Here is a 12,110-nt window from a genome sequence, read left to right as displayed (position 1 = left end):
CCTCCCACCCTCACCCCCGCGGGCGGTTCGTACATCGAGGGCACGGTCAAGGTCGCGGCGGTCCCGGCCGCGGCCGGCGACAGTGTCACGGAGCTCGCCGTCGACGGCGCCGCGCTCAAGGCCGACCGGACGGTGGGCGTCTCCAAGCTCCGGTTCGATGTCGGCTCGAACTCGACGGAGGCGCGGTACCACAACTACGTGCTCGTCAACGGTGCCTACCGGAGCGACATCGGCGACCACATGAACGAGCGGGCGACCATCGAGATCCCGAACGAGCACCTCGTCAAGGGCGAGAACACCATCGAGATCTTCGCCGGGGCGATCGACAGCTCCTGCGGGGTCAACCACGACGACTTCGTCCTGTCCGACGTGAGCCTCGAACTCCTCGGCGAGGTCGCGGACGGCGAGGACAACCCGTACACCTTCTCCTTCGGCGACGGGAACTGCGGCTCGAACACCTCACTGCTCAAGCAGGCCAAGCTGACGTTCTTCGTTCAGGGCGACCCACAGGGCACCACGGGTCTCGCCGCGGACCTGGACACCACGACACTGGCCAACGGCGAGCACGCCATCACGGCCAAGACCGCGGCCGGAGGCACCGTCAAGAACAGCGTGACCGTGAACAACGCTCCGGCCGGGGCGCCCCGGCTGCTGCCCACCGACGGCACGCTCGTGGCGGGCGACCAGTCGGTCTTCGCGACCGTACCCGCCGAGGGCGGAGGCGGCGTCACGTCCCTCACCGTCGACGGCGCCGAGCCCGCCACGAAGGCCACCCTGGGTAACGGGGTGGCGACGTTCAGCTTCGACGTGGGCGCGGACTCGATCGACGACAAGTACGACGACTTCATACTCGTCAACGGAAAGCGGATCGACCTGGGCGGCTCCTGGGCCGGTCGGCGCGTCGCCGTCGCGGTGCCCGCCCGGTTCCTGGTGCCCGGCGACAACACGATCAAGGTGGTGACCGGGGACTACAAGGCGTCCTGCGGGATCGACCGAGACGACTTCACCATCGCCGATCTCGACCTCGCCCTCGACGGCGCCACCGTGACCGGCAAGGACATCAAGCCGTCGTACGACATAGGTGACGGCACGTGCGGCAGCAGCCAGACCGCCCTCCGCGATGTCGAACTGCACTACACGATCGACGCCCGGCCGGTGCACGTCGTCCAGACCCTCGGCTCGGGTGACGCGACCCTCAGCTTCACCGTGGGCAGCAACTCGATCGAGGCCCGGTACCAGAACTACCTGCTCGTCAACGGGCGGAAGGTCGTGCTCGACGGCGACTTCGTCAGCCGGCGCGTGGACTTCACCTTCCCGAACGAGTACCTCGTGCCCGGCTGGAACACGATCGATTTCGTGGCCGGCACGTATCCGACGTCGTGCGGCGCCAACCGCGACGACTTCGCGATCTCGAACATCGCCCTCGCCCCGGTGCGGGGTACGGCGACCGGCCAGATGCTCAAGAGCTCGTACAGCATGGGCGACGGCAACTGCGGCGACAACGTGAACCTGCTCACCGAGATCGACCTCGAGTTCCTCGTGGACGGGCCCGCCGGCGGTCTGCGCGCGGACCTCGACACCACCGCGATCAAGGACGGCAAGCACACGCTCGCCGCGGCCTCGACGACGGGGGAGACCGCCACCCGTACGCTGATCACCGACAACTCCGCGCCCAAGGTCGCCGCGAGCGTCCCGGCCGCGGGGGAGAAGATCATCGCCTCGGTCGTGCTGGACGTCACGCTCGAGGACGCCTCCGGCGTGGTGTCCGGGCCGGACGTCACACTCGACGGCCGGCCGATCGCGCTGGGCGCCCAGGTGGGCCCCGGGCTGTCGCCCGGCACGCACACCCTGGCCGTGACCGGCTCCGACGGGCTCGGCAACACCGCCACCCGCGAGATCGCGTTCGAGTCCGCGGGCGTCCCGGACGTCCCCGCCGAGTTGGCACCCGCGGTGGGCAGCGTCGACGTGTCGAAGTCCGTCACGCTCTCGGCCAAGGTGGCCGAGCCCGGCGGCGGCAAGGTGACGGCGACGTTCTCCGAGGCCGAGATCCTGACCCCGAACCAGGCGTACCAGGGCGTGGCCGCGTCCGTCCCCACGACCCTGCGGGTGCCCGGCGAGGAGAAGGTCACGACCAAGGGGCTCGACCCCGCTGACGGCGCGACCCTCGACGCGCCCGCCGGCCGGGACGTCACCTACCAGCGGTTCGACATCCAGGTGAAGGGCCACGTGGACGCGCCGGTCCTGCGTTGGGAGGGCGTCATCGACCCCGAGCGCCTGGCGTCCCTGCGCGCGTGGAACACCAAGACCAAGGCGTGGGACCTCCTGACGAGCTCCCGCGGCGCCGCCGAGGGCACCACCGTGCTCACCGCCGTCGTCGGCGCGGAGTACATCGACGGTCAGCAGGTCCACGTCATGGTGACCGGTGAGGACCCGTTCGCCGACGACATCGACCCCGGCGACCCGAACGGCTTCGCCGACCCCTCGACGTACGACTTCTCGATCGTCCACTTCACCGACACGCAGTACATCTCCGAGGGCGCGGTGGAGCAGGAGACCGCCGAGGAGCGCGCGGTGTGGGAGTCCGCCTACGCCGGCATCGTCAACTGGATCAAGGACAACAAGGACCCGCGCAAGATCTCCTACGTCGCGCACACCGGCGACATCATCGAGAACAACATCCGCAAGCCCGCGGACGAGGCCATGCGGAAGCAGGTCGTCGGCGAGCTCGAGGTGTCCTCCCGCCAGCAGCGCGTGCTGGACGAGGCCGACATCCCGAACGGCGTGATCGCCGGCAACCACGACAACCAGTCGGGCACGGAGGACGGGCCGGAGGCGATCTACAACAAGTACTACGGCCCCGGCCGGTACCAGACGGCGGCGCAGGGCTGGCAGCACGCGGAGTACGGCGGGCCGTGGAAGGAAGGCGACAACCAGAACCACTACGACCTGTTCTCCGCCGGCGGGGTGGACTTCGTCGTGGTCGGCCTGTCGTACGGCGTCACGCGGGAGGAGGCCGAGTGGGCCGACTCCATCTTCAAGCGGTTCCCCGGCCGCAACGGCATCCTGCTCTCGCACGACTACCTCGTGCCGAGCACCAACCCCGACGGCCGCGGCGCCGGATTCTCGGCTCCCGACGGCTCGATGCTGTACAAGACGGTGGTCGAGAAGAACCCGAACGTCTTCCTCATCCTCGCCGGGCACGAGCACGGTGTGGCCACCAACGTGAAGCCGAAGGTGGGCCAGGTCGGCAAGGGAGTCGTCGAGCTGCTGGCGGACTACCAGTTCTACACGGTGTCGGCCGACCGCCTCGGGCTCACCGAGGTCGGCGGATACAACCCGAACGACCAGCTCCAGTTCGGTGCGAGCTTCTTCCGCCTGCTGCAGTTCAACGTCAAGCGGTCGGAGCTGACCGTGGACACCTACTCCCCGTTGCTCAATGACTTCGGCGCCGGCGAGTTCGACCCGCTGCGCCGCTACGACGGGCGCGAGGACAACATGGTGCTCCCGGTCGACCTCACCACCCGTACGACGAGCTTCACGACCGACTCCCTGGCGATCTACAAGCCCACCCGGGTCGTCGGCACGAGCACGGTCGCGTCGGGTCAGGTCGCCTCGGTGGTCTGGGACCGCCTCAAGGCTGACACGTCCTACGCCTGGTTCGTCACGGCACGCTCCACCGGCGGCGGCGTGACCGCCTCCGAGCCGAGCGTCTTCGTCACGAAGGACGAGCACGGCGGTCCCGGCAAGTGGGGACCGGACTCGCCTCTGTACCGCTGGTTCCAGCGCAAGTAACCGATCCGTGGCCGCCGCCCCGGACCCGGTCCGGGGCGGCGTTCACCCGCATTCTGGAGAACTCGACATGCCTCGCAGGCGCTGGCTGTCCGCCGTCGTCCTCGCTCTCGTCCACGTCCTCGGCGGCGTACTGGCCGGTCTGGCGTTGCCCGCTCCGGCGGCGGCGCACGACGCGACCACGAAGGCCCACGCCGTGGTGACCGGAACGGGCGCGCACGTCAGGGCGGTGCTCGACCTGGAATACGACCTCCTCATGAAGTCGGCCTGGCTCTACGCGGAGGCGTACGAGGCGAAGGAGCGGACCGAGCAGCTCCGCCAACTCAAGATCAACCATGTCGCCGTCGCCGACTACGTCACGCGTCGTTTCGCCGTGGCGTACGGCGACAAGCCGTGCACGCCCACGACCGTGGGCGACGCGGACGTGCGCGACCGCGACAAGGTGGCCTTCGCGGTGGTGACCCTCGACTACGCCTGCGAGGGCGACGGTGCCGGCCGGCACGCGATCTCGAGCGCCCTCTTCCCCGACGCCGAGAGCTTCGTGCACAGCACGGAGACGCTCGTGAGATACACGCTCGACGGCAGGACGGGCTCCGCGGTCCTGAGCGCCGGCAACCCGACGCTGCGGATCGGCGAGCGCCTGGCCTCGCACCAGGTCGGGGAGTTCTTCCTGCTCGGTGCCGAGCATCTGCTGTCGGGCCTCGACCACATCTTCTTCCTGCTCGCCCTGCTCATCGGCGCCCGCCGCCTCCGCGACGTCGTCATCACGGCCTCCGCCTTCACGGTCGCCCACAGCATCACGTTCCTCCTGGCGGCGATGGGCATCGTGGACGTCCCCGCGAAGATCGTCGAGCCGGTCATCGCAGTGTCGATCATCGCCGTGGCGGTCGCCAACCTCGTGGGCCGCGAGGAGGCCGGATGGGGCAAGTGGCGGCTGCCGGTCGTCTTCGCCTTCGGCCTGATGCACGGGCTGGGCTTCGCGAGCGCGCTGGACATCGACGAGGGTGGGTCGTGGGGGCTGCTCCTGTCACTGCTGAGCTTCAACATCGGCATCGAGGTGACCCAGCTCGCGATCATCGCGGTGCTCTTCCCGCTGCTGGTGCTGGTGCGCCGGACGTCCGCGGCCCGCTGGGTGACGGTCGCGATGTCGGTCCCCATCGTGGCGGTCAGCCTGTACTGGTTCTTCGACCGCATCCCACTGCCGCTCTGACGGGGGAGCCGATCAGACGGCGACCATCAGAAGGATGTCATAGCCCAGTCCGGTGAGCACGGTCAGGGGTGAGTCGCGCGGTCTCACAAACATCTGGCGAGGAAACCGCCCAGCTCCGCCCTTCTCGGCTCCTGATCGCAATCTGTCAGATGGTGCGGGTTCTGTGTCGCATGTATCACCCCGCTGTTCCTCCTACGGGGGCTGCGTCCTCGGATCCCGCGAAAGCCACGACGATCTCCAGCCCGCCACCCGGGTTGGGGTTCGCTCGCACGTCGGCCCCGTGAGCCTTCGCGATCGCCGCGACGATCGACAATCCGAGTCCGGTGCCCTGTCCGGGGGTCGTGTGCAGCCGCCGGAAGGGTTCGAAGAGATCGCCGAAACGTTCCTGGGGTACGTGCGGGCCGGTGTTGCGAACCGTCAACACTCCACGGGAGAGCGTTACCTCAACGGTCCCGCCGGGACGGTTGTAGCGGACCGCGTTGTCGAGGAGGTTGGTGATGAGCCGGTTCAGCAGGACAGGGTCCCCGTCGACGACGAACGGCTCCGCCCTCCCCGTCACGGTGACGCCGTCCGAACCTGTTTCCGCCAGGACGAGCCGTGTCACCTGGTCCAGGGCCACCGGGCTCCTGTTGTCCAGGCCGTGTTCCGCCTGGGCCAGGACCAGCAGGGCGTCGATGAGGTTCTCCGCGCGGCGGTTGTGGCGCAGGAGCGTGCCGCGGATCTCGCCGCCGTCCTCGGGGAGCCCGATTTCGATCGCCGCCCGTTGGACGGCCAGCGGGGTCCGCAACTCGTGGGATGCGTTGGCGATGAACCGCCGCTGCCCCTCGACGGAGCGTTCGAGCCGGTCGAGCATCGCGTCGAAGGTGTCGGCCAGTTCCTTCAGCTCGTCCTTCGGCCCGGTGAGCGCGATCCGTTCGTGCAGGGTCGACAGGGACAGTCGCTGCGCGGTGGCGGTGATCCGGTGGATGGGCCGCAGGATCCGCCCGGCGACCAGCCAACCGACGGCCAGCGAGATCAGCGTCAAGATCCCCACCGTGAAGGTGGTCGTCTCCCACTGGTAGCCGATCACGTCGTTCACCAGCTCGGGCAGCTGCGGATGCGGCTGCGGATGCGGCGCCACCGGCCCGCCGGGCAGTCGGGCGATCCGCGTCTTCAGCGCCTGGCGCAGCAGGAGGTTGACCGTGACCAGCAACACGACCGAGGTCAGCAGGAACAGCCCGGAGTAGATCAGCATGAGCCGTACCCGGATCGTCGTCACAGCAGGTATCCCGCACCGGGAACGGTCTGAATGCACGGCGGGTCACCCAGCTTGGCCCGTAGGCGGCTGATCAGGACCCGCACCACCGTCGTGAACGGATCGGCGTTCTCGTCCCAGGCCTCTTCAAGCAGCCGTTCGGAGCTCACGACCGCGCCGTCCGCCCTCATCAGCACCTCAAGGACGGCGAACTCCTTCAGTGACAGGTGCAGGTGCCGCCCGTCCCGCGAGGCTTGCAGCCGGTGCGGGTCGAGCATGATCCCGTGCCGCGTCAGCACCGGCGGTACCGCCGACTGGCTGCGCCTCCCCAGCGCCCGCACCCGTGCGACCAACTCGGCGTAGTCAAACGGTTTGGGCAGGTAGTCGTCGGCCCCCATCCCCAGACCCGCGATCCGCTCCGGCACCGACGCCGCCGCCGTCATCATCAGGATCCGCGTACGGCTCCCGCGCGCCACCAGCTCACGGCACACGAGGTCGCCGTGCATCTCGGGCAGGTCCCGATCCAGCACGAGAACGTCGTAGTCGTGCACCGCCAGCCGCTCCACCGCGGCGGCACCGTCGTACACCACGTCGACGGCCATGGCATGGCGGCGCAACCCCACCGCCACGAGATCGGCCAGGTCGCGTTCGTCTTCGGCCACCAGAATCCGCACGCGACATTCATACGCGAACCGCGGTTTCAATGGCGTTAACGGATCCGTTCACGACCGTGCAACCCGCTTCAGGCCACGCTGGCGGCCATGGTCAGATCCCTCTGCGCGGTCGTCCTGGTGACGGCCTCCTCCATATCCGCACCCGCGTCCGCGCTCGAATCGCCAACGGCGTTCCGGCGTTCATCGGGGACACCGTGAATCAGAGCGTCCTCGACCTCCCGCTTGAGGCGGACCTGCGCCGGCTCAAGACCCGCAAGCAGAACTGGACCCATCGAAGGAGTGGATCGTGAGCAATGCCGCCGACATGCCCGTACTGAGCGCCCGCGGGCTGCGGAAGGAGTACGGCAGAGGGGAAGGATTGGTGCGCGCCGTCGACGGCGTCGATCTCGACGTCAGCGCGGGAGAGACGGTGGCGATCATGGGACCGAGCGGCTGCGGAAAGTCCACGCTGCTGCACCTGCTCGGCGGGCTGGACCGACCCTCGGGCGGCGAGGTGCGGCTGAACGACCGGCGCATCGACAACATCAGTGAGAAGGCCCTGGCCCGGATGCGGCGGACCGACGTCAGCTACGTCTTCCAGTCCTTCCACCTGATGGAGGAGCTCACCGCCGTGGAGAACGTCGAGTTGTCGGCGCTGCTGGCCGGACGCTCGCCCCGGGCCGCCCGGCGGCGTGCGGAGGAACTGCTGAAGCAGGTCGGGCTCGCCGGCCGGGCGCGCTTCCTGCCCTCCGCGCTGTCGGGCGGCCAGCGGCAGCGGGTCGCGGTCGCCCGGGCGTTGAGCAACGAACCGTTGGTCGTCCTCGCCGACGAGCCGACGGGAAACCTGGACAGCGCCGCCACCCTGGACGTCCTCCAGCTCTTCAAGGACCTGCGCGATTCCGGGCAGACGCTGGTCATCGTCACGCATGACGCGCGGATCGCGGCCACCGCGGACCGGAAGTTCTCGATGCGCGACGGCGCGCTCATGGACGAGACCGGGCCGACCGGCGGCACCACCGGGCAGCTCGGCGCGCTCGTCGGGCTGGAGGACTGACCACCGTGGGCCGTACCCTCCTCGTGATCCGTCTCGCCATGCGAGACCTCCGGCGGCGCCGTACCGAGGCCGCGCTTCTGCTGCTCGCCATCCTGGCCGCCACCACGACGCTGACGCTCGGGCTCGTCCTGCGCGACGCGGCCGGCGACCCCTACCAAAGCACCCGGGCGGCGACCAAGGGACCCGACGTGGTCGTCGCCGTCGGCCGGGCCACCGACCTCGCCGACCTCGCGGAGCTCGACAAACTGGCCACCGCCCCCGGCGTCACCGCGCACAGCGGACCGTACCCCGTCATCGCGGGGAAGATCGAGGCGTCCGGCCGGACGTCGGACGTGCAGGTCGAAGGACGCGACGCCATTGTCGCGGCGGTCGACCAGCCCCAGGTGACGCAAGGCAGCTGGGTCAGCGACGGCGGAGTAGTGCTCGAGGCCGCCTTCGCCGACTCACTGGACGTGGGCGTCGGCGACTCGGTCACCCTGGCCGGTAGGTCGTTCAAGGTCGTCGGCGTCGCCGTCACCGCCGCCATGCCGCCCTATCCCGGCGCGTCCTGCATCGTCTCGGCCGGCTGTATCAACGGCGCCATCCCCAACGACCGGGACCTGCCTGCGGGGTTGCTGCACAATCCCGGGCTGGCCTGGCTCGCCCAGGCGGATCTGCGGAGCCTCGCCTCGGACCGAAGCTCCCTGTCCTATGTGATGAACCTGAAGCTGGCCGACCCGGACGAAGCCGAGGCATTCATCGACCGGACCGGCGGCGATCACGGCGGCGCCATGCCCATGCAGGCGTGGCAGAGCATTCTCGCCGACGCCACCGACCTGGCCGAAGACTCCCAGATCCTGCTGCTCATCGGCGCCTGGCTGCTCGGTCTGCTCGCCGTGGCCAGTCTCGCGGTGCTGGTCGGCGGCCGGATGGCCGACCAGCACCGACGCGTCGGACTCCTCAAGGCAGTCGGCGGCACCCCGAGCCTGGTCGCTGCCGTGCTGCTCGTGGAGTATCTCCTCGTGGCCGTCGTCGCGGCCGCGGCCGGGCTGACGATCGGATCGCTGACCGCCCCGTTGCTCACCGAGTCCAGTGCCGGCCTCGTCGGCAGCGCGGGGACGGCGTCGCCGACCTGGTCCACAATCGGTCTGGTGACCGCCGTGGCACTCGGCGTCGCGGTGGTGGCGACCGCTGTTCCGGCCGTGCGCGCGGCCCGCGCCGGCACCGCCGGCGCGCTGGCCGACGCGGCACGCCCACCTCGCCGCACCGGTTGGCTGATCGCTCTCTCGGCACGACTTCCCGTCCCGCTGCTGCTCGCCTCGCGGGTCGCCGCCCGCCGGCCGCGACGGGTCGTGCTGGGCGTGGTCAGCATCGCGGTCACGGTCAGCGGGATCTACGTCCTGCTGGTGCTCAACGCCTTCCTCGGCGACCAGTCAGGCACCGGCGCGTACACCGAAGCTCAGGTGGCGGTGCTGCGGCACGTGCTCCTCGTCTGGACGGTCATCCTGCTCTCCCTGGCGGCCGTCAACGCCATCGTCATCACCTGGGCGACGGTGCTCGACAACCGGCATGCGTCGGCGCTGGCCCGCGCACTCGGCGCAACCCCGCAGGAAACGACCGTCGCCCTGGCGACCGCGCAGGTGCTGCCCGCGTTCCTCGGTGCCGTCCTGGGTGTCTTCCCGGGAGGCTGGGCGCTGTTCGCCGCCATCAACACGATCATCGGTGGCGACAGCGACAGGGCCACGCTTCCCGCGTCCTGGCAGCTGATCGCCCTGGTGCCGGCAACCGTGCTCGTGGTGGCGGCGCTCACCTCTGTTCCCGCCCGCCTTGGCGGCCGCCGTCCCGTGACGGCGACTCTCTAAGCCGATCGCCACGGCACGTCGCCAGCAGGTGCGGCGTGTTGGCGATCCGGCCGTATTCGGCGAAGGCCCGGTATTGATGCTGTGCTTGGGCACGACGAAGCGCAGCCCGTCCACCGAGGCGGGCAAGCCCGCTGCCCCGGTGCTGCACGAGCGCCACCGAGCGTGACCATGGAGGAGACCGTCGGGTGGTCGATCGCCTGCACGAGTGGGCGACCACGTGGGGTGCGAACGTCCTGTACGAGCCGCAGGAGTTCCCCCAGTACGGCCCCGCCTACTACGCCACGTTCTGGGAAGGCCCCGACGGCGTCACCTTGGAAGTCGTCTGTCACCGATGATCCTCATCGGCCGGTCCTCTCCTTGACGATGTTCAGGACGGAGGTGCGCGGACCGGTACGCGTGGGAAGCTGCGCCGCGACGATCGCGGCAAGCGAGAGCGCGAAGCCCACGAGCTGGATCGGGCCGAGTGTCTGACCGAGCAGGACGGCGCCGAGAAGCGCGGCGACCATCGGCGAGAGGAGGCCGAGGACCGCGACGGAGGTGACCGGCAGCATGGTGACGCCGCGGAACCACAGGACGTAGGCGATCAGGCCTCCGAACAGGCCCAGCCAGAGGTAGCCGAGGGCGGCGGGCCCGTCCACCGCGGGCGGCGGGCCCTCCATGAGGAACGTGACGGGCACCAGGAACAGGCCGCCGGCAGTGAGCTGCCAGCCGGCGAACGCGGTGGGTCCGACTCCGGCGGGACGCCCCCAGCGCTTGGTGAGCGTCACCCCGAGAGCCATCGTGACGGCCCCGGCGAGGCCCGCCACGAGCCCGACGCCGTCGAACGCCGCGTTCGGGCCGATCACCACCAGGCCGACGCCCACGACGCCGACCACCCCCCAGACGAAGCGCCGTGCGGACGGGCTCTCATGAAGGATCGCCATGGCCAGGACGGCGACGATGATCGGCTGGGCCGCGCCAAGAGTGGCGGCGACGCCTCCCGGCAGCCGCTCGGCCGCCGTGAAGAGGAATGGGAAGAACAGGCCGATGTTCAACACGCCGAGCACCGCCGCTTTCCCCCACCACGCCCCGCGCGGCAGGGTTCGCGTGAGCGCCAGGGCGATCAGGCCTGCGGGCAACGCGCGGAGGAGTCCCGCGAACATCGGATGTCCCTGGGGAAGAAGCTCGGTGGTGACCACGTACGTCGTGCCCCACACGACGGGCCCCAGCGCCGTCACCGCGGTGCGAGACAGGTTCCCATAGCTGGCGCCGCTATCGGTTTCCACGGAGATCGCGTGTGCAGTCGTGTTCGTCACGAAGCCAGTCTCGGGCGACGCACATCAATGAGTCCAATGCATGTTTTTCACTCCATCCATCTTGATAGACGATGGATCGATGGAGCTTCAGCAAATGCGCTATGTAGTCGCCGTCGCCGAGACGAACAGCTTCACCCGCGCCGCCGAGCGGTGCCTCGTCGTCCAGTCCGCCCTCAGCCACCAGATCGCACGCCTGGAGCGGGAACTCGGCGCCAGGCTCTTCGACCGCACCAGCCGCCGGGTACGGCTGACGCCCGCCGGTGAGGCGTTCCTCCCCGCCGCCCGCCAATGTCTGGACGCCGCCGAGCGAGCCGCCGCCGACGTCGCCGCGGCCGTCGGAGAGATACGCGGACGGCTCACCGTGGGCGTGATCCCCACCGTCGCCGCTGTCGACATCCCGGCCGCGCTGCACGACTTCCACCGGCGGTATCCGCGCGTGCGCATCGGCCTGCGCGTAGGCGCCAGCGAGGAGCTGGTCGAGCATGTCAAGCAGGGCGCCGTCGAAGTCGCCTTCCTCGGGCTGCCGGCCACGGCCCGCCCTCAGGGCGTACGCGCGTACGAGCTGGCCCGTGACCGGCTCGTCGCCGTGGTCGCTCCCGCTCACCCGCTCGCGAAGGAGCCGGATGTCGACCTTCGCCGGCTGTCCTCGGAGGTGTTCGTGGACTTCCCGGCCGGGACAGCCGGCCGCATCCAATCGGACCAGGCGTTCTCCGCCGCGGGACTCGTCCGCGACGTCGCCTTCGAGGTGACCGCGGCGGATCTCATGGCCCGGCTCATCCAGCAAGGTCTCGGCGTCGCGATGCTGCCGTCCACCTACACGCCCCAGCTCACCGGCGTGGCCACCGTCCCGGTGACCGATGCGCCCGCCCGCGTCGAGCACCTGGTCTGGAGCCGCTTCGGCCTCACGCCCGCGGCGACCGCCTTCCTCACCGTCCTCGGCATCCCGTCCGATCTCCTCACGGGGCGGAACCGGCAAGACCCGTGAACCCGTCCGGGCCCGCTCGGCTTGCCGAAGGAGTACGTCCCGCCGGCCT

Annotated in this window: 9 protein-coding genes; 6 read left to right on the top strand and 3 right to left on the bottom strand. The window is 69.9% G+C overall.

What is annotated here, in order from left to right:
• Together IMZ11_RS36390 and IMZ11_RS36385 are read left to right on the top strand one after the other, a co-directional pair.
• The coding region (locus IMZ11_RS36390; protein WP_228647023.1) for a metallophosphoesterase at window positions 1–3,792 on the top strand (3,792 nt) is incomplete at its 5' end.
• Between the two features lie 67 nt (window positions 3,793–3,859).
• Window positions 3,860–4,999 carry a HupE/UreJ family protein gene (locus IMZ11_RS36385; RefSeq protein WP_228647021.1) on the top strand — a complete coding sequence of 380 codons (1,140 nt, stop codon included), beginning with the start codon at window positions 3,860–3,862 and terminating at the stop codon, window positions 4,997–4,999.
• Between the two features lie 175 nt (window positions 5,000–5,174).
• Here the strand turns inward: IMZ11_RS36385 and IMZ11_RS36380 are convergent, their stop codons facing one another.
• Together IMZ11_RS36380 and IMZ11_RS36375 are read right to left on the bottom strand one after the other, a co-directional pair.
• Window positions 5,175–6,257, bottom strand: coding sequence for an ATP-binding protein (locus tag IMZ11_RS36380; protein WP_228647019.1), 1,083 nt, complete (start codon window positions 6,255–6,257; stop codon window positions 5,175–5,177).
• Window positions 6,254–6,907 carry a response regulator transcription factor gene (locus tag IMZ11_RS36375; protein WP_228647017.1) on the bottom strand — a complete coding sequence of 218 codons (654 nt, stop codon included), beginning with the start codon at window positions 6,905–6,907 and terminating at the stop codon, window positions 6,254–6,256. The genes IMZ11_RS36380 and IMZ11_RS36375 overlap by 4 nt, the downstream gene beginning before the upstream one ends.
• Before the next feature lie 304 nt (window positions 6,908–7,211).
• On the opposite strand from IMZ11_RS36375, the gene IMZ11_RS36370 reads away from it, so the two are divergent.
• From IMZ11_RS36370 to IMZ11_RS36360, 3 genes are all read left to right on the top strand, one after another.
• A complete protein-coding gene (locus tag IMZ11_RS36370) occupies window positions 7,212–7,940 on the top strand; it encodes an ABC transporter ATP-binding protein (protein ID WP_228647032.1) in 729 nt (242 codons plus the stop codon).
• 5 nt (window positions 7,941–7,945) lie between these two features.
• The gene (locus IMZ11_RS36365; protein ID WP_228647015.1) at window positions 7,946–9,781 is read left to right on the top strand and encodes an FtsX-like permease family protein; all 1,836 of its coding nucleotides are present in this window, start codon (window positions 7,946–7,948) and stop codon (window positions 9,779–9,781) included.
• A 185-nt stretch (window positions 9,782–9,966) separates the two neighbouring features.
• On the top strand, window positions 9,967–10,116 hold the full coding sequence (locus tag IMZ11_RS36360) for a hypothetical protein (protein WP_228647013.1): 150 nt from the start codon (window positions 9,967–9,969) through the stop codon (window positions 10,114–10,116).
• Window positions 10,117–10,119: 3 nt separating this feature from the next.
• On the opposite strand, the gene IMZ11_RS36355 is transcribed toward IMZ11_RS36360, so the two are convergent.
• Window positions 10,120–11,076, bottom strand: coding sequence for an EamA family transporter (locus tag IMZ11_RS36355; RefSeq protein WP_228647011.1), 957 nt, complete (start codon window positions 11,074–11,076; stop codon window positions 10,120–10,122).
• A 79-nt stretch (window positions 11,077–11,155) separates the two neighbouring features.
• Here IMZ11_RS36355 and IMZ11_RS36350 point away from each other — a divergent pair, with 79 nt between their 5' ends.
• The gene (locus IMZ11_RS36350) at window positions 11,156–12,061 is read left to right on the top strand and encodes a LysR family transcriptional regulator (protein WP_228647009.1); all 906 of its coding nucleotides are present in this window, start codon (window positions 11,156–11,158) and stop codon (window positions 12,059–12,061) included.
• Window positions 12,062–12,110: the final 49 nt, after the last annotated feature.

It is taken from the genome of Microtetraspora sp. AC03309 (assembly GCF_020826795.1).
GTDB classification, from domain to species: Bacteria; Actinomycetota; Actinomycetes; order Streptosporangiales; family Streptosporangiaceae; genus Microtetraspora; species Microtetraspora glauca.
Note: the sequence above shows the minus strand (reverse complement) of the source record. Positions and strands in the feature narration are given on the sequence as shown.

Excerpts from the sequence above, each read along its gene's own strand:
- IMZ11_RS36370 (WP_228647032.1), top strand. The coding sequence starts at position 7,212 with ATGCCCGTACTGAGCGCCCGCGGGCTGCGGAAGGAGTACGGCAGAGGG.
- IMZ11_RS36350 (WP_228647009.1), top strand. The coding sequence starts at position 11,156 with ATGGAGCTTCAGCAAATGCGCTATGTAGTCGCCGTCGCCGAGACGAAC.
- IMZ11_RS36385 (WP_228647021.1), top strand. The coding sequence starts at position 3,860 with ATGCCTCGCAGGCGCTGGCTGTCCGCCGTCGTCCTCGCTCTCGTCCAC.